Source organism: Nitratireductor aquimarinus, assembly GCF_017255295.1.
Lineage (GTDB): Bacteria > Pseudomonadota > Alphaproteobacteria > Rhizobiales > Rhizobiaceae > Nitratireductor > Nitratireductor aquimarinus.
In genome coordinates, this window is record NZ_JAFKDE010000005.1 from 247,697 (window position 1) to 269,789 (window position 22,093).

Here is a 22,093-nt window from a genome sequence, read left to right on the forward strand (position 1 = left end):
CAACTTTTACGCAGGCTAGGATGCCATCGGGCAAGGCGTCCACGCTCAACTCTATAAAATCGCAGACATAAGAAACCAAAGCGTGTCCTGCGGCAAGAGTTTGCAGTGCAATTCCGCCGCGCATCACTGCGTCAGTTTTCGTTCACGCCACCCTTTACGAAAATGGTTACGGTGCCGTCCTCACCATAGTCCAGCGCGACCACATCGCGGACCTGGATGGAACGCGAATCCACCGCATGGAAGAACAGCGCACTGCCTTCGATGGCTTCACGCAGAATGGCAATTTCTTTCTCATGCTCGGCAATCGCCTTGGCGATGTCCTGCCCCTTCCTGTCCAGATCGGGCAGGAGAACGATATCGAGCTCTTCAAGCGAGAAGGTCTTGCGCACGCGCTCGGCATTCTGCGTCGTGATGCCGATTGCCGCGATGATGCGCTTGCTCGCCGTCTCCGGTTCGACTTCCTCGGTTTTTACCTCGGAGCCCACAATGGCATCGATTGCCTCTTCGCTCTTGAGCCCCTGCGCGGAAAGCGGAGACTGCAAGGCGATGACCATCGTCAATGCAAGTGTGGCCGTCAATGCAAGCGCGGTCGGCAATACAAGTGCGGCTCGTAGCGGCATGGGCCGACATCCGATGTTCAAGGTCATGACTCAATCCTGTAGATTCGCCGCGCAGAAAACATGTTCTGCCAGAGAAGGCAACGGGCGGGGGCCGGGCAGGTTCCCTTACAACCGGGTCGCGTAATCCGAAACCAGCAGCCGACAGGGCTCCTCATCTTCCTCGATTTCGGAGAAGCGGGCGATCGGCTCTGCGAAGATGTTGTCCGTCACGTCATCATTGACGGTCGAGACCTCGCCGATCAGCACGTCCTCCCTCTCGCCCCAGAATGCATGCCAGACGCCCGGCAGAAGCGTGACGCTCTCGCCCGGCTCCAGACGCAGGACTCCGCCGGCATCCACGCGCCGCATCACGCCATCGGTCGGCACTCGCACGGGCGAGACACGGTCGATCCCGCCTTCCGGATCAGACCCGAAAAGCTCGATGCACAGCGTGCCGCCGCCGCGGTTGATGATGTCTTCGGCCTTAATCGCGTGGGTGTGCAGCGGCGCGAGCTGGTCACGCCGGGAGATCATGATCTTCTCGGCATAGAGCATGCCGCGGCCATGCTTCAAATCTTCCTGATTGCCGTTACGCACCGTGAAGAGAAAGAGGCCGCGCCGGTCGAAATCGCCAGCGCCATAGTCGGTGATGTCCCAGCCGAGCCGCGCATCGACAATGCCGTCGATTGCAGCGCGCCGGTGCTTCATCTCTTCCGGGGTCCAGTCGGCGAAGGGCGGCAGCACGTAGCCGAAGGAGCGGATGAACTCTTCTCCCTGGCGCAGGATCTCGTTCACTCTCGAGCGCTTCACCGCAACCTCCCTCGTGCGAAACCAACTTGATGTGTGGTCGTAGCGCAAGCCCGGCATTCCGCCAAGGTGTTTTGCCCGGCCGGATCTTGCGTAACCCACTTGATCTTGCGCAACGCACCGGCCAGCCTCATCAATAGAATGCCCATCCTCAAACCGGCGTCGCACCGGACATGAAGCACAAACCGGGATCTCTCGATGTATCTGAACGCCGTTATCCTGCTGACCGTCGTCGCGGTGATGCTGGCGCTGTGGTCGCCGCGTCTCCATGGCCGGCCGACATGGAGGGCGATGACCACGCCGCTGGCCTCCATCATCGGCAGCGGGTTTCTCGTTCTGGGGCCAATCCTCAATTTCGCCTATGGCGTCAACGCGCCGCTCGTCATGCTGGCGCTGTGTCTGGGCGCGTATCTGTTCGGCGCGGCGATCCGCTACAATATGAGCATGCTGCAGGCGGAAGCGGGACGACACGGCAGCAGGCTGGAAACGCTTCTGGAAACGACAGCCTCAGCGAGCCTCGGCTTCGCCTACATCGTGTCGGTCGCCTATTATCTGAATCTGTTCGGCGCTTTCGGCGTAAGCCTGACCGAAGCGAACCAGCCAACGGACGCCCGGCTTCTGACATCGGCCGTCTATGTGCTGATCCTGATGGTTGGCTGGACGCGCGGTTTCCGGGCGCTCGAAAAGATGGAGTACGCGTCCGTCGCGCTCAAGCTCGCCATCATTGCCGGCCTGCTGGTCGGTCTCGGCATCTACTTCATACAGCATGTGTCGGCGCATGACATGATCCTGCGCGCGCCAAGTGTGAGCGGCTGGCACGCCATCGCCCTTGCCTTCGGACTGATCGTGACGGTTCAGGGGTTTGAGACGTCGCGCTATCTCGGCCGCGACTACGACACGCCGACGCTGATCCGCTCGATGAAGCTGGCGCAATGGATCTCGACCGGCATCTATATGAGCTACATCCTGCTGATCAGCTACACATTCGACATCGACGGGCAACCGCTCACGGAAACGGCCATCATTGGCATGATGGCCGCCGTCGCGCCGATCCTCTCCGTGCTTCTGGTGGCAGCGGGACTGGCCGCGCAGTTCAGCGCGGCAGTGGCGGACACGAGCGGATCGGGCGGGCTTCTGACAGAGCTGACGCGCGGTCGGCTTACGCCAAGGCGGTCCTACGCCCTGCTTGTGGCGGTGGGCCTCGCTCTCACCTGGTCGGCGGATGTGTTCCACATCATCAGCTACGCGTCGCGGGCCTTCGCGCTTTACTACATGCTGCAGGCCGCACTTGCCGCAGCCAAGGCATGGCGTGATGCAAACAGCCCGTGGCGCGCGGCGGGGTTCGCCGCGCTGGCGCTGCTCGGCCTGGCGATCCTGGTTCTGGGGGTGCCGGTCGAGACGTAAGACCGGACCGGGATCAGAACGCCTTGAAGGTCAAAGTGGTGAGCGAACGGCGAATGCCGGGCACATTGGCGATGTTCTCGCTGACGAACTTGCCGATATCGACACCGTCATCGATGTAGACCTTCATGAGCAGGTCGTAATCGCCGCTCGTGGAGTAAAGCTCCGAGGCGATTTCGCGCTTGTAGAGTTCGTCGGCCACCTCATAGGTCTTGCCGGGTTTGCAGCGCAGTTGAACGAAGACAGGTCTCATAAGGGCTCCATGGAGCAAGTTCGAAACAGGGTCGGGCCAGACTTGGCCCATCGCGTTACGCTGTCAACAGACAGCGCACGATCTGATGGGATGAATCCGCGAGCCCGTCAATGACATCGAAATGATGGCGGTCGGGTTCTTCCACAGCAGCGGTCTGCGCACCAAGCCCGACCCAGACATTGGCGAGAAGAGCATTCTGGCGCAGGAACTCGCTCCGCTCCGAAGCGCCAACCCAGCAGGTTACGCGCACGCCAGGGATGGGCGCGAGCAGCGCCGGGCTTTCCGCCAGCGCCTCCTCATGCGTGATCTTCAGCCCCTCATTCATCGCCGTCTTCATCATCGGGCGCAGATCATGCACGCCGGAGATCGACAGGACATGGCGAAGGCGCGCGCGCACATCCGCAGGCAGCGGTGAGGTCTCGCAGGCCATGCGCGAGGCAAGGTGGCCGCCCGCCGAATGGCCGGTCAGGACAAGCGGTCCATCGACACGACGGGCAGCGGCGGTGACCGCCGCGCCGATCTCGCGCACGATGCCCGAAATCGAGTTTTCGGGGCACAGCGTGTAGGACGGCATGGCCACCGCATAGCCGCTGTCGACCGCACCGGCGGCCAGATGCGACCAGAAGCTCTTGTCGAGTTTCAGCCAGAAACCGCCATGGATGAACACCACCAGACCGGCCGGCTTTCCTTCCGGCAGAAACAGGTCGAAGCGGTTGCGTGCGCCGTCGCCATAGGGAATGTCGAGCTCGGCCCGGCCAGCGGCCGAAAGCGCATCACGATAGGCCTGCGCCGGGGCTACCCAGGCATCCGGCCAGCGGTCGCCCTGCGGAATGTTGACGCCATTCGCATAGGCGTCATCCCAGTCCGAAACCTGACGATAGAACATGTTCAATTCTCCCTCCGCGCCGCCCTCCGCACATGGCAACAGGGCCTGCATAGCCGTGCCAGCCTCCACTGTCATCATTGCGGATCGTGATGTACACTGCGCCCAGACCGGACATATTTCAACCTTAAAATTTCATGCTTGAAATGTCGTCTGTCCGGTGCAATGCTCCAAGCTTACAAAGCCAGGCGTAGAGCAATCCTGGGAGGAAGGAGCTCGAGCATGAAAGTCGCAATTCTCGGCGGTGGTCCGGCGGGCCTCTATTTCGCAATCTCCATGAAGCTGCGCGATGCAGCCCACGACATCACGGTCTTCGAGCGCAACAAGCCCGACGACACGTTCGGCTGGGGCGTGGTTCTCTCTGACGAAACCCTCGACAATCTGGCGGAAAACGACCCCGTCAGCGCCGAGCGCATCCGCGAGCATTTCGCCTATTGGGACGACATCGCCGTGGTGCACAAGGGCGTGCGCACGCTCTCCACGGGGCACGGTTTCTGCGGCATTGGCCGCATGCGCCTGCTCATTCTCTTGCAGGAGCGCGCCCGCGAACTCGGCATCAGGCTCGAATTCGAGACGGAGATCGACGATCCCCGCCCCTTCATGGCCGAATACGACATGGTGCTGGCCTCCGACGGCCTGAACTCGCGGACGCGAACCACCTTCGCCGACGTGTTCAAGCCCGACATCGACGTGCGCAAATGCAAGTTCGTCTGGCTCGGCACCCATCAGAAATTCGACGACGCCTTCACCTTCATCTTCGAGAAGACGGAGCATGGCTGGGTGTGGGCGCACGCCTACCAGTTCGATGACGAGACCGCGACTTTCATCGTGGAGTGCGGCCCGGAGACCTGGGAGAAGTTTGGCTTCGGCGAAATGAGCCAGCAGGATTCCATCGCCGTATGCGAGCGGATCTTCAAGGATCATCTGGGCGGCCACAAGCTGATGACCAACGCCAACCACATTCGTGGTTCGGCATGGATCAACTTCCCGCGCGTGCTGTGCGAACGCTGGTCGCATGAGAATATCGCGCTGATGGGCGATGCGGCGGCAAGCGCGCATTTCTCCATCGGCTCGGGCACCAAGCTGGCGCTCGAAAGCGCCATCGCGCTGGCCGAATATCTGCACACCGAACCGACGCTGAAAGAAGCCTTCGACAAATACGAAGACGCTCGGCGGCTGGAAGTGCTGCGCCTGCAGTCGGCGGCGCGCAACTCGCTGGAGTGGTTCGAGGAGGTGGAGCGCTATCTCGATCTCGACCCGGTGCAGTTCAACTATTCGCTGCTCACCCGCTCGCAGCGCATCAGCCATGAGAACCTGCGCCTGCGTGATCCCGAATGGCTTGCGGATGCGGAGACCTGGTTCCAGCAGCAGGCAGGCGCCGAGGACAATGCCGCCCGCGCGCCCATGTTCGCGCCCTACAAGCTGCGCGGCCTGACACTGAAGAACCGCGTCGTCGTCTCGCCCATGGCTCAGTACAAGGCCGTCGACGGCTGCCCGACCGACTGGCACATGGTGCATTATTGCGAGCGCGCCAAGGGCGGCGCGGGTCTCGTCTATATCGAGATGACCTGTGTGAGCCCCGAGGGCCGCATCACGCCCGGCTGCCCCGGTTTCTACAAGCCGGAGCACGAAGCCGCTTGGACGCGCATCGTCGATTTCGTTCACCGTGAGACCGATGCGCGGATCTGCGCGCAGATCGGCCATTCGGGTCCCAAGGGCTCGACCCAGCTCGGCTGGGAAGAGATGGACGCACCGCTGAAAGACGGCAACTGGCCACTCATGGCCGCCTCCGAAGTGGCATGGTCCGACGCGAACCAGACGCCGAAGGCGATGGACCGCGACGACATGGACGCGGTGCGCGACCAGTTCGTCGCTGCCGCCGGGATGGCGGAGCGCTGCGGGTTCGACATGCTCGAACTGCACTTTGCGCACGGCTATCTGCTGTCGTCCTTCATCTCGCCGATGACCAACAAGCGCACGGATGACTATGGCGGCAGCCTGGAAAACCGCATGCGCTATCCGCTGGAGATCTTCGCTGCGGTTCGGGCCGCATGGCCGGAAGAGAAGCCGATCTCGGTGCGCATCTCGGCCAATGACTGGGTGGGCGACGCAGGCGTGACCCCGGCCGAAGCCGTGGAGATTGCGCGCATGCTGCAGGAAGCCGGCGTCGACATCTGCGACGTCTCGGCGGGCCAGACCTCGAAACAGGCGCGCCCGGTTTATGGCCGCATGTTCCAGACCCCGTTCTCCGACCGCATCCGCAACGAGACCGGCATGGCGACCATGGCCGTCGGAAACATCTATGAGCCGGATCACGTCAACTCGATCCTGATGGCCGGCCGCGCAGACCTCGTCTGCCTCGCCCGTCCGCATCTGGCCGATCCCTACTGGACGCTGCATGCTGCGGCAACGCTGGGCGACAGGGGCGTGACCTGGCCCGATCCCTATCTGCCCGGCCGCGACCAGCTCTACCGGCTTGCCGAGCGGGCCGAACAGATGACGGGGAAGGTGTGATCATGTTTTCCGAGCGCTGGCTCTGCCCCTCATCCTCACCTTCTCCCCGCGCACGGGGAGAAGGGGGCATCAACGTTGCCGCTTCGTCCTTCTCCCCGCCTGCGGGGAGAAGGTGCCGGCAGGCGGATGAGGGGCATCGCCCGGCTTCAAAGAAAGGGCCGACACGATGACCGGTTCACGCCACGCACTTGTGACAGGCGGCGGAACGGGCGTCGGCGAGGCCGTGGCCCTTGCGCTCGCAGAAGCCGGCATCGATGTCACGATCTGCGGGCGGCGCGCCGAGCCGCTTGAAAAAGTGGCGGCCCGGCACGAGCGCATCCATGCGCTGACCGCCGACGTGACCGACGAAGCCTCGATGCAGGCGCTCTACGAGACGGCGGAAGCCGCGCGCGGCCCCTTCGACATCGTCATTGCCAATGCGGGCACGGCGTCGAGCGCGCCCGCCCATCGCACGAAGCTCGAAGACTGGAACCGCATCCTCGACGTCAACATGACCGGGGCGTTCCTGAGCGTGAAGCCAGCGCTTTCGCCCATGGCCAAGCGCGGCAATGGCCGCATCATCTTCATCGCGTCCGTGGCCGGCCTGAAGGGCTACGCCTATGTCGCGCCCTATGTTGCATCGAAGCATGGCGTCATCGGCCTGATGCGCGCACTCTCCGTCGAGCTGGTGAAGACCGGCGTGACGGTGAACGCGATCTGCCCCGGTTACGTGGAAACCGAGATGCTGGAAGAATCCATTCAGCGCGTGGTCGAGAAGACCGGGCGCAGCCACGAGGAAGCCCGCAAGGGGTTCGTCGAAGCCAATCCCCATGGCCGGCTGATTCAGCCCCGGGAAGTGGCCGCTGCTGCGCTTTGGCTCATCAGCCCCGAGGCCAATTCGGTCACCGGCCAGTCGATTTCCATCTCTGGAGGTGAAACATGGTAAGCGCTCCCCTCGCCGCTGTTCGCAGCGGCGCTCCGGCAAAGGAACGCCTGCGCCTGTGGATCAGAATTCTGCGCGCCTCGCGCCTGGTCGAGGCGGTTCTGCGCGAACGGCTCAAAGCCCGCTTCAACACCACGCTGCCGCGCTTCGATGTGCTGTCGGTGCTCGACCGCGCGCCCGAAGGCATGGCGATGAGCGACATCTCGCGCTTTCTCCTCGTGTCGAACGGCAATGTGACCGGGATCGTGGAACGGCTCGTCACCGACGGGCTCGCCTGCCGCACGAAGCGCGACGGCGACCGCCGCACCTCGATCATCAAGCTGACGCCGGCCGGCAAGGAAGCCTTCGCCGCCATGGCCGAAGCGCATGAGCGCTGGATCAACGAACTGCTCGGCAATCTGCCCGAGGAGGAAGCCCGGGCGCTGGCCGGCACACTCAAGACATTCGAAAGCAATTGGGAGGGCGGGGTATGAGCTCCATGGCGGGATTAAAGCCGCAGCATTTCATCTGGCGGATGGAGGGCAATGTCGCGCTGATCCAGCTTGACCGGCCCGACCGCAAGAACCCGCTCACCTTCGAGTCCTATGCCGAGCTGCGCGATACGTTCCGCGCCCTGCCCTATGCGGATGACGTGGATGCGGTCGTGTTCCTGCCCAATGGCGGAAACTTCTGCTCGGGCGGCGATGTGCACGACATAATCGGCCCGCTGGTCGACATGGACATGAAGGGCCTGCTCGCCTTCACCCGCATGACCGGCGATCTGGTGAAGGCGATGATCGCCTGCAACAAGCCGATCATCTCCGCCATCGACGGCGTGGCGGTTGGCGCCGGCGCAATCATCGCCATGGCGTCCGACCTGCGGCTGGCGACACCGGAGGCGAAGGCCGCATTTCTGTTCACCCGCGTCGGGCTGGCAGGCTGCGACATGGGCGCATGCGCCATGCTCCCGCGCATCATCGGTCAGGGCCGTGCGGCGGAACTGCTCTACACCGGCCGTTCCATGAGCGCGGAGGAAGGCGAGCGCTGGGGCTTCTACAACAGGCTCGTCGCCGCCGACGCGCTTGAAGCGGAGGCGCTGAACATGGCCGCGCGGATCGCCGCCGGACCGACCTTCGCGCATGGCATCACCAAGACGCAGCTCAATCAGGAATGGTCGATGGGTCTGGAACAGGCCATCGAGGCGGAAGCCCAGGCGCAGGCGATCTGCATGCAGACCCGGGATTTCGAGCGCGCCTACCGCGCGTTCGTCGCCAAGGAAAAACCGGTTTTCGAGGGGGATTGATGGCTGATCGTTCGTTTCTGGACTGGCCTTTCTTCGAGCAGCGCCACCGCGACTGGGCCGACAGGCTGGATGCGTGGTGCGCCAAAAACCTCCCCGTCGACCACAGCGATGTGGACGCCGCCTGCCGCGACCTCGTCGCCCGGCTTGGCGAAGCGGGTTTCCTGAAACCCACCGCAGTCGACACGGCCAATCCCGGCCCGCTCGACGTGCGCACATTGTGCCTGACCCGTGAAACGCTGGCCCGTCATGACGGGCTGGCCGATTTCGCGTTCGCCATGCAGGGCCTCGGCACCGGGGCGATCAGCCTGTTCGGCACGCCGGAGCAGCAGCAATGGCTCGACAGGACGCGGGCGGGCAAGGCGCTCTCGGCTTTCGCCCTGTCGGAACCGCGCTCCGGTTCGGACGTGGCGAACATGGACATGGCCGCCACCCGGGACGGCGGCGACTATGTGCTGTCCGGCGAGAAGACCTGGATCTCCAATGGCGGCATCGCCGACCTTTACACCGTGTTTGCCCGCACCGGCGAAGCGCCGGGCGCAAGAGGCATCTCGGCCTTTCTCGTACCTGCCGACACGCCGGGGCTGGAGGTCGCGGAGCGCCTCGACGTGATCGCGCCGCATCCTCTGGCGCGGCTTGCCTTCAACGATGTGCGCGTGCCCGCCTCCGCCATGATCGGCAAGCCGGGCGATGGCTTCAAGATCGCCATGTCGGTGCTCGACGTGTTTCGCTCGACCGTGGGTGCGGCCGCACTCGGCTTCGCACGCCGCGCGCTTGATGAGACCCTGGACCGGGCAGGCAGCCGCGAGCTTTTCGGTGCGCCGCTGTTCGACCTGCAGATGGTGCAGGGACATATCGCCGAGATGGCGCTCGACATCGACGCTGCAGCACTCCTCATCTACCGCGCAGCCTGGACCAAGGACATGGGCGCACCGCGCGTCACCCGCGAGGCGGCAATGGCCAAGCTGTTCGCCACCGACCGGGCGCAGGAGGTGATCGACAAGGCAGTGCAGATACATGGCGGCGACGGTGTGCGCCGCGGACACATTGTGGAGAGCCTGTACCGGGAGATCAGGGCGCTCCGCATTTATGAGGGCGCATCGGACGTCCAGAAAGTCGTGATCGCACGGCAAACGATGAAATAGGGAGGAAACATGCTCGGACCGACAGGTCATACCGACACCTTTGCGCGGGACAATCTCCCGCCGGAAGACCAATGGCCGGCCTTCCTTCTCGATGGCTTTGACTACCCCGAATATCTGAACGCCGGCGTCGAGCTGACCGACCGACTGGTCGAGCGCGGTTTCGGCGACCATGTGGCGCTGATCGGCAATGGACGCCGCCGCACCTACAAGGAACTGGCGGACTGGACGAGCCGCCTTGCCAATGCGCTGGTCGAGGATTACGGCGTCAAGCCGGGCAACCGCATCCTGATCCGCTCGGCCAACAATCCGGCCATGGTGGCCTGCTGGCTGGCCGCCACCAAGGCGGGCGCGGTTGTGGTCAACACCATGCCGATGCTGCGCGCGGGCGAGCTGACCAAGATCGTCGACAAGGCCGAGATCGAGCTGGCGCTGTGCGACACGCGCATCAAGGACGAGCTGGTGGCCTGCGCCAAGGAAAGCCGCTTCCTCAAGAAGGTGGTGGGCTTTGACGGCACGGCCAATTTCGATGCCGAGCTGGATCGCATCGCGCTCGACAAGCCGGTCACCTTCGACGCGGTGAAGACGGGCCGTGACGATGTCGCGCTTCTGGGGTTCACCTCCGGCACCACCGGCATCCCCAAGGCCACCATGCACTTCCACCGCGATCTGCTGATCATCGCCGACGCCTATGCGAAGGAAGTGCTTCAGGTCACGCCGGACGACGTGTTTGTCGGTTCGCCCCCGCTTGCCTTCACCTTCGGGCTTGGTGGTCTGGCGATCTTCCCGCTGCGTTTCGGCGCAACGGCGACGCTTCTTGAAAGCGCCACCCCGCCCAACATGATCGAGATCATCGAGAAGTACCGCGCGACGGTGAGCTTCACCGCGCCCACCGCCTACCGCGCCATGATGGCGGCGATGGACGAAGGGGCGGACCTTTCCTCGCTGCGCGTTGCCGTTTCGGCCGGCGAGACCCTGCCGGGACCGGTGTTCGAGGCATGGACGGAGAAGACCGGCAAGCCGATCCTCGATGGCATCGGCGCAACCGAGATGCTGCACATCTTCATCTCCAACCGTTTCGACGACCGGCACCCGGCAACCACGGGTCGCCCGGTGACCGGCTATGAAGCGCGGATCGTGGACGAGGACATGAACGAGCTGCCGCGCGGCGAAACCGGCCGGCTGGCCGTGCGCGGCCCGACCGGCTGCCGCTATCTCGCCGACGAACGGCAGAAAGAGTATGTGCGCGCCGGCTGGAACCTGACGGGCGACAGCTTCTATCAGGATGAGGAGGGCCGCTTCCATTTCGCCGCCCGCTCCGATGACATGATCCTTTCCTCCGGCTACAACATCGCCGGCCCCGAGGTTGAAGCGGCATTGCTCGCCCATGCCGAGGTGCTGGAATGCGCCGTGATCGGCGCGCCGAACGAAGAACGCGGGCAGATCGTTGAAGCGCATGTGGTGCTGGCCGAGGGTGTGGCCCGCGACGAAGCAACGGCGAAACGCCTGCAGGACCACGTGAAGGCGGTGATCGCGCCCTACAAATATCCGCGCTCGATCAGGTTTCTCGATGCTCTGCCAAAAACAGAGACGGGCAAGATCCAGCGTTTCCGCTTGAGAGAGACAGACTGAACCATGGCCAGCCAACCGGAACTCGATGACGACAACGCGGCGGACATCAAGCCGCCCATGTCCTACAGCGACTATCTGCATCTGGAGAAGATCCTCGATGCGCAGGAGCCTCTGTCTCCGGCGCGTGACGAGCTGCTTTTCATCATCCAGCACCAGACATCCGAACTCTGGATGAAGCTCGCCATCACCGAGATCCGGTCGGCGCGCGCCGCCATCGCCGATGACCAGCTGCGCCCTGCCTTCAAGATGCTGACCCGCGTGGCCCGCATCTTCGAGCAGCTCAACAGTGCATGGGACGTGCTGCGCACCATGACGCCGAGCGAATACTCCATGTTCCGCGATGCGCTTGGCCAGTCCTCGGGCTTCCAGTCGTGGCAGTACCGCTCCATCGAGTTCCTGGCCGGCAACCGCAACCTGGCGATGCTCAAGCCGCATTCGGACCTGCCGCAGATCACGGCGCGTCTTGAGGAGATCCTTGCCGAGCCGAGCCTTTACGACGAGGCGCTGCGGCTTCTGGAGCGCAATGGCTTCGACATCGGCGCTGATGCCGGACGCACCGACTGGCGCACAAGGCGCGAGGCCAACGACCAGGTGCAGAAGGCCTGGAAGGCCGTCTACTCAAAGCCTGACGAGCACTGGGCGCTTTACGAACTCGCCGAAAAACTGATCGACTTCGAGGACTATTTCCGCCGCTGGCGCTTCAACCATGTGACGACGGTGGAACGCATCATCGGCCTGAAGCGCGGCACGGGCGGCACGTCCGGCGTTTCCTATTTGCGCAAGATGCTGGATGTGGAACTATTCCCCGAGCTCTGGCGTGTCCGCACGGACATGTAGCCTGAGAAACGGGTGACAAAGCCGAAAATAACGGCAACTAATAACCTGGGAACCATTGGGAGACACTTCATGAAAAAGCTTATTGCAGCGAGCCTGTTTGCCCTGTCGGCAAGCGTTGCCGGCAACGCCTTTGCCGAGCCGGTCAAGATCGGCATGATCACCACGCTTTCCGGCGGCGGCGCAGGACTGGGCATCGACGCCCGCGACGGCTTCATGCTGGCGATCGAACAGTCCGGCAACAAGGACATCGAGATCATCACCGAAGATGATGCGCGCAAGCCGGAACTTGCCGTGCAGATTGCGGACAAGATGATCCAGAGCGACAAGGTCGACCTGATGACGGGCATCATCTGGTCGAACCTGGCCATGGCCGTCGTGCCGTCTGCAACGGCGCAGGATGTGATCTACCTGTCGGTCAATGCCGGCCCCTCGGCTCTTGCCGGCGCTGGCTGCAGCCCGAACTATTTCAACGTCGCCTACCAGAACGACAATTTCCACGAAGCGATGGGCGAGGCCGCCAACAAGGACTTCAAGAAGACCTTCATCATGGCCCCCAACTACCCGGCCGGCAAGGACTCGCTCACCGGCTTCAAGCGCTTCTACAAGGGTGAGCTCGCCGGCGAGGTCTACACCAAGCTCGGACAGACGGACTATGCCGCCGAGATCGCACAGATCCGCGCATCGGATGCAGACTCGGTGTTCATCTTCCTGCCGGGCGGCATGGGCGTCGCCTTCACCAAGCAGTATGCGCAGTCGGGCGTCGACCTTCCGCTGATGGGGCCGGCCTTCTCGTTCAGCCAGGACGTTCTGCCGGCAATCGGCGACGCGGCGCTTGGCGTGAAGAACTCGGCATCGTGGGCCTATGACCTCGACAATGAAGCCAACAAGACCTTCGTCGAGGGCTTCAAGGAAGCCTATGGCCGCCTGCCCTCCGTCTACGCGGCGCAGGCCTATGACACGGCGAACCTGATCCTCTCCGCAGCCGGCAAGGCAAGCGTGAAGGACAAGGATGCGTTCCGTGCAGCGCTGAAGGAAGCGGATTTCGATTCGGTTCGCGGCAAGTTCTCGTTCAACAGCAACAACCACCCGATCCAGGACTTCTATGTCCGCGAGGTGGTGAAGGACGGTGACACGCTGACCAACAAGATCGTCTCCACGGCGTTCACCGACCACCAGGACGCCTACGCGGCCGAGTGCAAAATGTAGGACAGCTTCCTTCTCCCCGCTGGCGGGGAGAAGGTGCCGGCAGGCGGATGGGGGACCTGCGCCAGTCTTTGCAGATCATGGCGCAGCCCCTCACCCTCACCCTCTCCCCGTGAACGGGGAGAGGGAGACGTCCACGCAGCGCTCCACCTCAAAACCAGACGGCGAAAGCTCCCCGTGTCCCTGACCCTTTTCATAGAGCAGATCCTGAATGGCCTGCAGTTCGGCGTGATGCTGTTCCTGATGGCCGCCGGCCTGACGCTGATCTTCGGCGTCATGGGGCTCATCAACCTTGCGCATGGTTCGCTCTTCATGGTCGGCGCATTTGCCTGCGCGACCGTGGCCGCAGCGACCGGCTCCTTCTGGCTTGGGCTTGTCGCAAGCCTTGCCGCCGCAGCCGCAGCCGGCGCGCTCGTCGAAATCCTCGTCATCAGACGGCTCTACGAACGCGACCATCTCGACCAGGTGCTCGCCACCTTTGCGCTGATCCTCATCTTCTCCGAGGGCACGCGCTGGGTGTTCGGCTCGTTCCCGCTCTATCTCGATATTCCGCAGCTTCTCTCGGGCGCGGTGCATCTGCCCGGTGGCGCGCAATATCCCATCTACCGACTGGCCGTGATCGGCGTCGGCATCGCGGTCGCCATCGGGCTCTATCTCCTGATCGGCAAGACGCGTCTGGGCATGCGCATTCGCGCTGGCGAATCCGACCGCGAGATGATCGGCGCGCTCGGCATCGACATCGGCACGCTCTACACGCTCGTCTTTGCGCTGGGCGCAGCCCTTGCCGGTCTGGCTGGCGCAATGGTGGGCGCGCTTCAGTCGGTGCAGGTGGGCATGGGCGAACCGGTGCTGATCCTTGCCTTCGTGGTTATCGTCATCGGCGGCATCGGCTCCATCAAGGGCGCGCTGATCGGCTCCATTCTGGTGGGGCTGACAGAGACGCTGGGCCGCTTCCTGCTGCCGCATTTCTTCGGCCTCTTCATGCCCAATTCGGAAGCCGCCACGATCGGCGCGGCTCTTGCCTCCATGCTGATCTACATCGTCATGGCCCTCATCCTTGCCTTCAGGCCCCAGGGCCTGTTCGCGGCGAATGCGTGAGGGACCGGCCATGACACGCGAAACAACCATCAGCATCCTGATCATTGCCGGCCTGCTTGCCGCCGCCTTCATTGCACAGGCGATGGGCGAGACCTTCTACATCACGCTGGCGACCCGCATGGCGATCCTTGGCCTTGCCGCCACCGGGCTCAACATCGCGCTCGGCCTTGGTGGTCTGGTGTCGTTCGGCCATGCCGCCTTCTTCGGCATTGGCGGCTATGCGGCCGGCATTCTCGCCACTCATGCATTCAACAGTGAGCCGCTTCTCCTCGGTCTGCCCGGCACCAACCAGATGATCGTCATCTGGATCACGGGCGCGATTGCCGCCGGGCTCGTTGCCGTTCTGATCGGCCTGATTTCGCTCAGGACCTCCGGCGTCTACTTCATCATGATCACCCTCGCCTTCGCGCAGATGATCTACTATTTCGCGATTTCCTGGCCCGCCTATGGCGGCGAGGACGGTCTGTCGATCTACGTGCGCAACGCCTTTCCGGGCATGAACACGCTCGCGCCGATGAGCTTCTTCCTCATCTGCTTCGGGCTTCTGGCGCTGGGCCTCATCGTCTTCGCCATGCTTCGCGACTCGCGCTTTGGCGCAGCGCTGCAGGCCGGACGACAGAACGAGACCCGGCTTGCCGCCGTCGGCATCGGTCCGTTCCGGGTGCGGCTCACGGCCTTCGTGATCTCGGCCATGATGACCGCGCTTGCCGGTGCGCTCTTTGCCGATCTCAACCGCTTCGTCAGCCCCTCCATGTTCTCCTGGCACATGTCGGGCGAGCTGATCGTTCTCATCATTCTGGGCGGTGTCGGCCGGCTTGCCGGGCCGCTGGCCGGGGCCATTGTCTATGTGCTTTTCGAGTTTGCGCTGGGCGGCATTACCGAGCACTGGCAGTTCTTCCTCGGCCTGATCCTGCTGGCCGTGGTGCTGTTTGCCCGCGGCGGCGTGATGGGACTTCTGGCCGGGAGGGCGCGTCATGGCTGAACCGATCCTCGACATTCGCGACCTGAGAAAGAGCTTCGGCGCACTTAAGGCGACCGATGGCGTCAGCCTCGACCTCAGACCGGGAGAGATCCACGCGCTGATCGGCCCGAACGGCGCCGGCAAGTCGACGCTGATCCACCAGATCGCCGGCTCACTCACGCCCGACAGCGGCGAGATCCGCTTCGAGGGCCGGGATGTGAAGCCGCTCGATGTGGCGGCCCGCGCAAGGCTCGGCATGGGGCGCACATTCCAGGTGTCCTCGCTCGCGCCCGAGTTCTCGGCGCTGCGCAATGTGATGCTGGCGGTGCAGGCGCGTCAGGGCTCCAGCTTCCATTTCTTCAAACCCGTCATGCGCGACCGGAGCCTCACCGAACCCGCCCGGGAAGCACTCACGCGCGTGGGTCTTGCCGACCGCGCCGATGTGCCGGCGGCCGAGCTTTCGCACGGCGAGCGGCGGCAGCTCGAGATCGCCATCGCACTGGCGCTCGGCGCAAAGGCGTTTCTGCTTGATGAGCCGATGGCGGGCATGGGGCCGGAAGGCTCGCAGGCGCTGACCGGGTTTCTCGATCGTCTGCGCGACGAAGCGCCGATCCTTCTGATCGAGCACGACATGGACGCCGTCTTCGCACTGGCCGACCGCATCTCCGTTCTCGTCTACGGGCGGATCATCGCCACCGGCTCGGTCGATGACATTCGCAACCATCCCGCCGTGCGCGAAGCCTATCTGGGAGACGGCGCATGAAGCTGCTCGACATCCAGGATCTCAAAACCTTCTATGGAAAGTCGCAGGCGCTTTTCGGCGTCGACCTTTCGGTCGAAGAAGGAGAGGCCGTGGCGCTGATGGGCCGCAACGGCATGGGCAAGACGACCACGATCCGCTCCGTCTGCCACCTGACGCCACCGCAATCCGGCAGCATTGCCTTTGCCGGCAAGGACATCACGCGGATGAAGCCGCACCGCATCGCGCGGCTCGGCGTGGGACTGGTGCCGGAGGGCCGGCGCTGCTTCCCGAACCTGACGGTGGAGGAAAACATCCTCGCCGCCGCACGTCCCGGCAGATGGACGCTCGATGGCGTGAACGCGCTGTTCCCGCGACTGGCGGAGCGGCGCGATCAGTATGCGAGCACGCTTTCGGGCGGCGAGCAGCAGATGCTTGCCATCGGCAGGGCGCTGGCTACCAATCCACGCCTGCTCATTCTCGACGAGGCGACCGAAGGGCTCGCCCCGGTGATCCGGCAGGACATCTGGCGCGCCATCCGCGCCATCCGGGCGGAGGGCCAGTCGATCCTGATCGTCGACAAGACGCTGAGCGAGTTACTGCCCGTGGCAGACCGCTGTGTCATTCTCGAAAAAGGCCGCACCGCATGGACCGGTGCGCCCCTGGCGCTCACCGATGAAATCCAGCAGCGCTTCCTCGGCGTGTGATCACGCCTTTCGTTCCCAAGCATGAAGGAAATAGCATGACTGTCCCGCTTCACCAGATTCTCCAGCCAGCCGACTGGGTTCCTGCCAAGGGGTATTCCAATGGTGTTGTTGCAAGGGGGCGCACCGTCTTCCTTGGGGGTCAGATCGGCTGGAACAGCAATCAGGTGTTCGAGACCGACGACTTCATCGGCCAGGTGCGTCAGGCGCTTGAGAACATTGTCACGCTTCTCAAGGAAGCTGGCGCAGGGCCGGAGCACGTGGTTCGCCTGACCTGGTTCATCACCGACAAGGAAGCCTATGGCAGCCGTCTGCGCGAGCTGGGCGAAGCCTATCGTTCCGCCATGGGCCGTAACTTCCCGCCCATGAGCGTCGTGCAGGTGGTGGCGCTGATCGAAGACGAGGCGAAGGTCGAGATCGAAGCCACAGCCGTTCTGCCCGACTAGCCGAACGAGGCTCAAGCGCCGCGCATCTGAGAACGACGCCCGGCGCTATCACTTTGCTGCGGTGCCCAAGCGCCCTCGCCCTTCGACAAGCTCAGGATGAGGGCTACTGGAAACGCCGTGTTTCTTGGAGACGTGGAACGCGGACGCAGGAACATTTGCCGTGCGTGGCGCTACGGCTTTTCTGCGCGGTTTAAGTAGCCCTCATCCTGAGCTTGTCGAAGGGCGAGGGCGCTTGGGCTCCACACCGCGAAGGCTCATCGCCCCACGCCCAGTTCGCGTGAGTCCACCTCCCGCGCGGCATCCTCCCGCGCATTGCGGCGCAGCGTGTAGACGAAAGCCACAAGGAACATGCCCGTCATCAGAAGCACGATGGTCGGGGCCGGCGCGCTGTCGATGAAGAAGCTCAGATAGACACCAAAGAACGAAGCGAACAGCGCCACCGCCAGGCTGACAAGCAACATGCGGTCGAAGCGCCGGACGAGCAGGAACGCCACCGCGCCCGGCCCGATCAGAAGCGCAATCGCCAGAATGATGCCCACCGCCGTCAGAGCCGCCACGATGGTCAGCGACAGGATAGCCAGTAGCCCGTAATGCAGCACCCGCACCGGCAGGCCGATTGCCTTGGCGTGCTGCGGGTCGAACGCATTGAGAAGCAGGTCGCGGCGGAACAGAAGAATGGCCGCGCACACAAACAGTGCAATGATGCCCGTCTGCGTGATGTCGCCCCAGGTCACGCCCAGCATGTCGCCGAACAGGATGTGATCGAGATGCACCTCGGTCTGAATCTTGGTGTAGAGCAGCAGGCCGAGCCCGAACATTCCGGAGAAGACGACGCCCATGATGGTGTCTTCCTTCACCCGGCTGTTTTCCTTCAGATAGCCGATGCCCACAACGCAGGTCATGCCGGCCACGAATGCGCCGATGGCGAAGGGGATGCCGATGATATAGGCGATGACCACACCCGGCAGAACGGCATGGCTGACGGCGTCACCCATCAACGACCAGCCCTTCAGGATCAGAAAGCAGGAAAGCAGCGCCATGGGCGCGGCGATCAGCACCGAGATGATGAACGCCTGCTGCATGAACGGAAAGGCGAAGGGCATCAGCGCCATGTCGAGAAAGCCGCTCATGCGCCCGCCTCCTGCATCGAGTCTTTCAGCGCCTCACGGGCGCGTCGGCGCGCGGCGAGCATACCGTGCTTGGGCGCAAAGACGAAGGCGGTGAGGAAGGTCAGCGTCTGGAGCACAACGATGATCCCGCCCGTCGCGCCATCAAGGAAGTAGCTGGCATAGGCGCCGACAAAACTCGACACCGCCCCGATGGCGACCGCGATGGCGACCAGACGCGGGAAACGGTCCGTCAGGAGATAGGCCGTCGCACCCGGCGTCACCACCATGGCGATCACGAGAAACGCGCCGACCGTCTGCATGGCGGCAACCGTGCAGGCGCTCAGAAGCGTGAAGAAGATCAGCCGCAGAAAGCCCGGATTGAGACCGATGGAGCGGGCGTGGTTCTCATCGAAGAAGGCGACCATAAGATCCTTCCACTTGACCGCGAGCACGGCCAGCGTGACGCCGGAAATGATGACGAGCTGAAGCGTGTCGGACGGCGTGATGGCGAGGATGTTGCCCAGAACGATGGTCTGGATGTTCACCGAGGCTGGCGACAGCGAGATCATGAACAGACCGAGGCCGAAGAAGGACGTGAAGATCAGACCGATGATCGCATCCTCGCGCAGCCTCGTGCGCTGGTTGAGGAAGAACATCGCGCCAGCCGCCAGGCCGCCGGCGAAGAAGGCACCGATGGAGAAAGGCAGGCCGAGCATGTAAGCGCCGGCAACGCCGGGCACGATGGAATGCGAAAGCGCATCGCCGATCAGCGACCAGCCCTTGAGCATCAGATAGGCCGACAGGAAGGCGCAGACGCCGCCCACCAGCGCGCTCACCCACATGGCGTTGACCATGTAGCCATAGGAGAAGGGTTCGAGCAGATAGGCGCTCATTTGCGCTTGCCCTCGTCCGGGCGTCCGTTCTTCTCATCGCCATAGATGACGAAGGGCCGCTCATCGTCGGTCAGAACGGTGACCTGCCGGGAATCTTCCTCGGCATCTTCATGCAGCTCCGCGCCGCCGAGCGTGAACTGGCGCAGGACGCCGCCAAATGCCTTTTCCAGATTGGCGCGCGTGAACACATCCTCGGTGGGACCGGCTGCCAAAACCGTGCGGTTGATCAGGATCGTGCGGTCGCAGAAACGCGGGACGCTGCCCAGATTATGCGTCGAGACCAGCATGACATGGCCTTCTTCGCGCAGCGCCTTGAGCAGCGCGATGATGGATTCTTCGGTCCGCACATCGACGCCGGTGAAGGGCTCGTCGAGCAGGATCACCCTGCCCTCCTGCGCCAGCGCGCGGGCCAGAAAGACGCGCTTTTTCTGGCCGCCCGACAATTCGCCGATCTGACGTTTGCGGAAATCGGCCATGCCGACGCGCTCAAGCGCGGCCTCGACCATTTCATGGTCCTGCCGGCGCGCCCAGCGCATGAAATTCATGTGGCCATAACGGCCCATCATCACCACATCCTCGACCAGAACCGGGAAGTTCCAGTCGACTTCCTCGGCCTGCGGGACATAGGCCACGACATTGCGCTTGAGCGCCCGACCGGCCGGCTCGCCCAGGATGGAGACATCGCCCTTTGCCAGCGGAACAAACCCCATGATCCCCTTGAACAGGGTGGACTTGCCGCTGCCATTCACGCCGACAAGGGCCGCAATGGTTCCGGTGGGGATGGAGAAGCTCGCATCGCGCAGCGCCGTATGGCCATTGCGGTAGGTGACGGTGACATCACGAACGTCAATGCCGGCGGACTGCGCCGCCGGCTTCTTCTTCATGTTCACAACGGGTGCGTTCATTGCCCGGTCAATCCTTCGGCAATGGTCTCGCTCGTGGCCCTTAAGAGATCCAGATAGGTGGGAACCGGGCCGTTGTCGTCGCTGAGCGAGTCCACATAGAGAACACCGCCATAGGCCGCCCCCGTCTCACGCGCCACCTGCTTTGCGGGGTTGGGCGAGACGGTGCTTTCGCTGAAGACCGCAGGCGCATTGGTTTCGCGGATCTGGTCGATCACATGACGCACCTGCTGCGGCGTGCCCTGCTGGTCGGCATTGATCGGCCAGATGTAAAGCTCCTTCAGCCCGAAATCACGCGCCAGATAGCTGAACGCGCCTTCACTGGTGACAAGCACCCGGTGATCTTCGGGAATGGCCGCCAGCCGCTCACGGATCGGATCGACAACGGACTGGATCTCGGCCTTGTAAGCCTCCGCGTTCTTCGCATAGATCCCGGCATTCTCCGGATCATATTGCGAGAACGCGTCGCGGATATTGTCGACATAGATCAGCGCATCGCTCGGCGACATCCAGGCATGCGGGTTTGGCTTGCCGGTATAGGGTCCGTCGCCGATGCTCATCGGCTCCACGCCTTCCGAAACGACGACGCTCGGCACATCCTTCAGATTGCGGAAGAAGCGCTCGAACCAGAGTTCGAGATTGAGCCCGTTCCAGAGGATCAGCTCGGCGTCCTGCGCCCGCAGGATGTCCCCGGGCGTCGGCTGGTAATTATGGATTTCGGCATTGGGCTTGGTGATCGACTCGACCACCGCAGCATCGCCGGCGACATTGCGCGCCATGTCCGCGATGACGGTGAATGTGGTGACCGCCTTGAAACGTTCGTCCTGCGCAAAGGCGGAGGACGCGGCAAGCATTGCAATGACGAAAGTGGCCAATCGCTTGGCTGATGGCATGAGAATCCCCTGAAACACATCGAAACTGCTGCAACGCGTCATAGTTATGGTGAATTCCGCCGCCCGTCAATGCAATTGCAAATCGTTTGCAATAAAAAAGCAAAGAATGCCGGGAATGCGGGCTTTCCTGAGGAGAAGCGCCGGCAAGTGAAGATCGAATCTTTGCAACTGATTGTCATCTGGCGCATAGTCTGCCGATGAATCAGCACCCCGCCCACAAGCCGGATTACGAGAAGGAACTGCGCCGCGCCGGTGTTCGCATCACCAGGCCGCGCAAGATCATTCTTCGCATTCTGACGGAAACGGACGATCATCCCGACGCGATGGAAATCTTCCAGCGCGCGACGATCATCGACCCCAGCATCTCGCTTTCAACCGTCTACCGGACCATGAAACTTCTTGAAGAAATGGGCGCGATCCACCGCCATGCCTTCGAGGGCGGACGCGCACGCTTCGAGCAGGCCGACGGTGAACATCACGACCACCTGATCGACATGGATACGGGTGACGTGATCGAGTTTCACTCGGACCGGATCGAGAAGCTTCAGGAAGAGATCGCCCGCTCGCTCGGCTACGACATCGTGCACCATCGGCTGGAGCTTTACGGCAGGAAACGCAGGAAAACCTGACCCCTGAACGCAAGAGCCGCCGTGGTGGAGGGGAAACCACGGCGGCCATGCTTGAAACACCGCGGCAGCCCGGAGAGGGGGGATGAGGCTGCCGCTATTTCGTCCGGTAAAGGCGGGGGACGAGCCTTTTGCGGACCACGGCGAAAAATGCCGCTGTGTGTTATTTTGTGCTTGAACGTGGCTATTCAAGGGCACGGGACATTACAACTTCGTAACAAACGCGTGATAGAAAGCGGTAGGCCCCGTT

Annotated in this window: 23 protein-coding genes; 15 read left to right on the forward strand and 8 right to left on the reverse strand. The window is 63.1% G+C overall.

The genetic code is table 11. From position 1 onward, the window contains the following. Nucleotides 1-131 precede the first annotated feature (131 nt). Together JYP46_RS10430 and JYP46_RS10435 are read right to left on the reverse strand one after the other, a co-directional pair. Nucleotides 132-620, reverse strand: a complete 489-nt coding sequence (locus JYP46_RS10430) for a hypothetical protein (protein WP_206548051.1) — start codon at nucleotides 618-620, stop codon at nucleotides 132-134. A 105-nt stretch (nucleotides 621-725) separates the two neighbouring features. Further along, nucleotides 726-1,409: a D-lyxose/D-mannose family sugar isomerase gene (locus JYP46_RS10435; RefSeq protein ID WP_206548052.1), complete on the reverse strand. Its 684-nt coding sequence runs from the start codon at nucleotides 1,407-1,409 to the stop codon at nucleotides 726-728. A gap of 195 nt (nucleotides 1,410-1,604) precedes the next feature. On the opposite strand from JYP46_RS10435, the gene JYP46_RS10440 reads away from it, so the two are divergent. After that, nucleotides 1,605-2,810 carry an APC family permease gene (locus JYP46_RS10440; RefSeq protein ID WP_206548053.1) on the forward strand — a complete coding sequence of 402 codons (1,206 nt, stop codon included), beginning with the start codon at nucleotides 1,605-1,607 and terminating at the stop codon, nucleotides 2,808-2,810. A 13-nt stretch (nucleotides 2,811-2,823) separates the two neighbouring features. On the opposite strand, the gene JYP46_RS10445 is transcribed toward JYP46_RS10440, so the two are convergent. Both JYP46_RS10445 and JYP46_RS10450 read right to left on the reverse strand, forming a co-directional pair. Further along, nucleotides 2,824-3,060, reverse strand: a complete 237-nt coding sequence (locus JYP46_RS10445; RefSeq protein ID WP_007010700.1) for an Lrp/AsnC ligand binding domain-containing protein — start codon at nucleotides 3,058-3,060, stop codon at nucleotides 2,824-2,826. 55 nt (nucleotides 3,061-3,115) lie between these two features. Further along, nucleotides 3,116-3,946 carry an alpha/beta hydrolase gene (locus JYP46_RS10450; RefSeq protein WP_206548054.1) on the reverse strand — a complete coding sequence of 277 codons (831 nt, stop codon included), beginning with the start codon at nucleotides 3,944-3,946 and terminating at the stop codon, nucleotides 3,116-3,118. Between the two features lie 219 nt (nucleotides 3,947-4,165). Here JYP46_RS10450 and JYP46_RS10455 point away from each other — a divergent pair, with 219 nt between their 5' ends. From JYP46_RS10455 to JYP46_RS10515, 13 genes are all read left to right on the forward strand, one after another. Next, nucleotides 4,166-6,457, forward strand: a complete 2,292-nt coding sequence (locus tag JYP46_RS10455; RefSeq protein ID WP_206548055.1) for a bifunctional salicylyl-CoA 5-hydroxylase/oxidoreductase — start codon at nucleotides 4,166-4,168, stop codon at nucleotides 6,455-6,457. 166 nt (nucleotides 6,458-6,623) lie between these two features. Then, complete coding sequence (locus JYP46_RS10460; RefSeq protein ID WP_206545614.1) at nucleotides 6,624-7,382, forward strand: SDR family NAD(P)-dependent oxidoreductase; 759 nt, start codon at nucleotides 6,624-6,626, stop codon at nucleotides 7,380-7,382. Beyond that, nucleotides 7,376-7,852, forward strand: a complete 477-nt coding sequence (locus tag JYP46_RS10465) for a MarR family winged helix-turn-helix transcriptional regulator (RefSeq protein ID WP_113153565.1) — start codon at nucleotides 7,376-7,378, stop codon at nucleotides 7,850-7,852. Before JYP46_RS10460 ends, JYP46_RS10465 begins: the two co-directional genes overlap by 7 nt. Further along, nucleotides 7,849-8,661: an enoyl-CoA hydratase family protein gene (locus JYP46_RS10470; RefSeq protein WP_113153566.1), complete on the forward strand. Its 813-nt coding sequence runs from the start codon at nucleotides 7,849-7,851 to the stop codon at nucleotides 8,659-8,661. The genes JYP46_RS10465 and JYP46_RS10470 overlap by 4 nt, the downstream gene beginning before the upstream one ends. Continuing rightward, entirely contained in the window at nucleotides 8,661-9,803 is a 1,143-nt protein-coding gene (locus tag JYP46_RS10475; protein ID WP_113153567.1) for an acyl-CoA dehydrogenase family protein, read from the forward strand. Before JYP46_RS10470 ends, JYP46_RS10475 begins: the two co-directional genes overlap by 1 nt. 9 nt (nucleotides 9,804-9,812) lie before the next feature. Then, nucleotides 9,813-11,432: an AMP-binding protein gene (locus tag JYP46_RS10480; protein WP_206548056.1), complete on the forward strand. Its 1,620-nt coding sequence runs from the start codon at nucleotides 9,813-9,815 to the stop codon at nucleotides 11,430-11,432. Between the two features lie 3 nt (nucleotides 11,433-11,435). After that, on the forward strand, nucleotides 11,436-12,269 hold the full coding sequence (gene kynA, locus JYP46_RS10485; RefSeq protein WP_113153569.1) for a tryptophan 2,3-dioxygenase: 834 nt from the start codon (nucleotides 11,436-11,438) through the stop codon (nucleotides 12,267-12,269). 69 nt (nucleotides 12,270-12,338) lie between these two features. Next, nucleotides 12,339-13,475 carry an ABC transporter substrate-binding protein gene (locus JYP46_RS10490; protein WP_206548057.1) on the forward strand — a complete coding sequence of 379 codons (1,137 nt, stop codon included), beginning with the start codon at nucleotides 12,339-12,341 and terminating at the stop codon, nucleotides 13,473-13,475. Between the two features lie 174 nt (nucleotides 13,476-13,649). Further along, nucleotides 13,650-14,570 (forward strand): branched-chain amino acid ABC transporter permease, encoded by a 921-nt coding sequence (locus JYP46_RS10495; RefSeq protein ID WP_206545609.1) that lies wholly within the window; start codon nucleotides 13,650-13,652, stop codon nucleotides 14,568-14,570. A 10-nt stretch (nucleotides 14,571-14,580) separates the two neighbouring features. After that, nucleotides 14,581-15,552, forward strand: coding sequence for a branched-chain amino acid ABC transporter permease (locus tag JYP46_RS10500; protein ID WP_206548058.1), 972 nt, complete (start codon nucleotides 14,581-14,583; stop codon nucleotides 15,550-15,552). Further along, nucleotides 15,545-16,294, forward strand: a complete 750-nt coding sequence (locus JYP46_RS10505; protein ID WP_206545607.1) for an ABC transporter ATP-binding protein — start codon at nucleotides 15,545-15,547, stop codon at nucleotides 16,292-16,294. Before JYP46_RS10500 ends, JYP46_RS10505 begins: the two co-directional genes overlap by 8 nt. Then, nucleotides 16,291-16,977 carry an ABC transporter ATP-binding protein gene (locus tag JYP46_RS10510; protein WP_206548059.1) on the forward strand — a complete coding sequence of 229 codons (687 nt, stop codon included), beginning with the start codon at nucleotides 16,291-16,293 and terminating at the stop codon, nucleotides 16,975-16,977. The genes JYP46_RS10505 and JYP46_RS10510 overlap by 4 nt, the downstream gene beginning before the upstream one ends. A 35-nt stretch (nucleotides 16,978-17,012) precedes the next feature. Beyond that, nucleotides 17,013-17,420, forward strand: coding sequence for a RidA family protein (locus tag JYP46_RS10515; protein WP_113156092.1), 408 nt, complete (start codon nucleotides 17,013-17,015; stop codon nucleotides 17,418-17,420). A 254-nt stretch (nucleotides 17,421-17,674) separates the two neighbouring features. Here the strand turns inward: JYP46_RS10515 and JYP46_RS10520 are convergent, their stop codons facing one another. Genes JYP46_RS10520 through JYP46_RS10535 form a run of 4 tightly spaced genes read right to left on the reverse strand, consistent with a single transcriptional unit; the run spans nucleotide 17,675 to nucleotide 21,178 of the window. After that, a complete protein-coding gene (locus JYP46_RS10520; RefSeq protein ID WP_206548060.1) occupies nucleotides 17,675-18,550 on the reverse strand; it encodes a metal ABC transporter permease in 876 nt (291 codons plus the stop codon). After that, complete coding sequence (locus tag JYP46_RS10525) at nucleotides 18,547-19,422, reverse strand: metal ABC transporter permease (RefSeq protein WP_206548061.1); 876 nt, start codon at nucleotides 19,420-19,422, stop codon at nucleotides 18,547-18,549. The genes JYP46_RS10520 and JYP46_RS10525 overlap by 4 nt, the downstream gene beginning before the upstream one ends. Further along, on the reverse strand, nucleotides 19,419-20,327 hold the full coding sequence (locus tag JYP46_RS10530) for a manganese/iron ABC transporter ATP-binding protein (protein WP_390881234.1): 909 nt from the start codon (nucleotides 20,325-20,327) through the stop codon (nucleotides 19,419-19,421). Before JYP46_RS10530 ends, JYP46_RS10525 begins: the two co-directional genes overlap by 4 nt. Further along, complete coding sequence (locus JYP46_RS10535; RefSeq protein WP_280530254.1) at nucleotides 20,324-21,178, reverse strand: metal ABC transporter substrate-binding protein; 855 nt, start codon at nucleotides 21,176-21,178, stop codon at nucleotides 20,324-20,326. Before JYP46_RS10535 ends, JYP46_RS10530 begins: the two co-directional genes overlap by 4 nt. A 236-nt stretch (nucleotides 21,179-21,414) precedes the next feature. Here JYP46_RS10535 and JYP46_RS10540 point away from each other — a divergent pair, with 236 nt between their 5' ends. Next, nucleotides 21,415-21,846, forward strand: a complete 432-nt coding sequence (locus JYP46_RS10540) for a Fur family transcriptional regulator (RefSeq protein ID WP_113153578.1) — start codon at nucleotides 21,415-21,417, stop codon at nucleotides 21,844-21,846. Nucleotides 21,847-22,093 lie beyond the last annotated feature (247 nt).

Excerpts from the sequence above, each read along its gene's own strand:
- JYP46_RS10490 (WP_206548057.1), top strand. The coding sequence starts at position 12,339 with ATGAAAAAGCTTATTGCAGCGAGCCTGTTTGCCCTGTCGGCAAGCGTT.
- JYP46_RS10510 (WP_206548059.1), top strand. The coding sequence starts at position 16,291 with ATGAAGCTGCTCGACATCCAGGATCTCAAAACCTTCTATGGAAAGTCG.
- JYP46_RS10515 (WP_113156092.1), top strand. The coding sequence starts at position 17,013 with ATGACTGTCCCGCTTCACCAGATTCTCCAGCCAGCCGACTGGGTTCCT.
- JYP46_RS10430 (WP_206548051.1), bottom strand. The coding sequence starts at position 620 with ATGCCGCTACGAGCCGCACTTGTATTGCCGACCGCGCTTGCATTGACG.
- JYP46_RS10505 (WP_206545607.1), top strand. The coding sequence starts at position 15,545 with ATGGCTGAACCGATCCTCGACATTCGCGACCTGAGAAAGAGCTTCGGC.
- JYP46_RS10520 (WP_206548060.1), bottom strand. The coding sequence starts at position 18,550 with ATGAGCGGCTTTCTCGACATGGCGCTGATGCCCTTCGCCTTTCCGTTC.
- JYP46_RS10530 (WP_390881234.1), bottom strand. The coding sequence starts at position 20,327 with ATGAACGCACCCGTTGTGAACATGAAGAAGAAGCCGGCGGCGCAGTCC.
- JYP46_RS10465 (WP_113153565.1), top strand. The coding sequence starts at position 7,376 with ATGGTAAGCGCTCCCCTCGCCGCTGTTCGCAGCGGCGCTCCGGCAAAG.
- JYP46_RS10450 (WP_206548054.1), bottom strand. The coding sequence starts at position 3,946 with ATGTTCTATCGTCAGGTTTCGGACTGGGATGACGCCTATGCGAATGGC.
- JYP46_RS10460 (WP_206545614.1), top strand. The coding sequence starts at position 6,624 with ATGACCGGTTCACGCCACGCACTTGTGACAGGCGGCGGAACGGGCGTC.
- JYP46_RS10535 (WP_280530254.1), bottom strand. The coding sequence starts at position 21,178 with ATGCTTGCCGCGTCCTCCGCCTTTGCGCAGGACGAACGTTTCAAGGCG.
- JYP46_RS10480 (WP_206548056.1), top strand. The coding sequence starts at position 9,813 with ATGCTCGGACCGACAGGTCATACCGACACCTTTGCGCGGGACAATCTC.
- JYP46_RS10440 (WP_206548053.1), top strand. The coding sequence starts at position 1,605 with ATGTATCTGAACGCCGTTATCCTGCTGACCGTCGTCGCGGTGATGCTG.
- kynA (WP_113153569.1), top strand. The coding sequence starts at position 11,436 with ATGGCCAGCCAACCGGAACTCGATGACGACAACGCGGCGGACATCAAG.
- JYP46_RS10475 (WP_113153567.1), top strand. The coding sequence starts at position 8,661 with ATGGCTGATCGTTCGTTTCTGGACTGGCCTTTCTTCGAGCAGCGCCAC.
- JYP46_RS10470 (WP_113153566.1), top strand. The coding sequence starts at position 7,849 with ATGAGCTCCATGGCGGGATTAAAGCCGCAGCATTTCATCTGGCGGATG.
- JYP46_RS10455 (WP_206548055.1), top strand. The coding sequence starts at position 4,166 with ATGAAAGTCGCAATTCTCGGCGGTGGTCCGGCGGGCCTCTATTTCGCA.
- JYP46_RS10525 (WP_206548061.1), bottom strand. The coding sequence starts at position 19,422 with ATGAGCGCCTATCTGCTCGAACCCTTCTCCTATGGCTACATGGTCAAC.
- JYP46_RS10445 (WP_007010700.1), bottom strand. The coding sequence starts at position 3,060 with ATGAGACCTGTCTTCGTTCAACTGCGCTGCAAACCCGGCAAGACCTAT.
- JYP46_RS10540 (WP_113153578.1), top strand. The coding sequence starts at position 21,415 with ATGAATCAGCACCCCGCCCACAAGCCGGATTACGAGAAGGAACTGCGC.
- JYP46_RS10500 (WP_206548058.1), top strand. The coding sequence starts at position 14,581 with ATGACACGCGAAACAACCATCAGCATCCTGATCATTGCCGGCCTGCTT.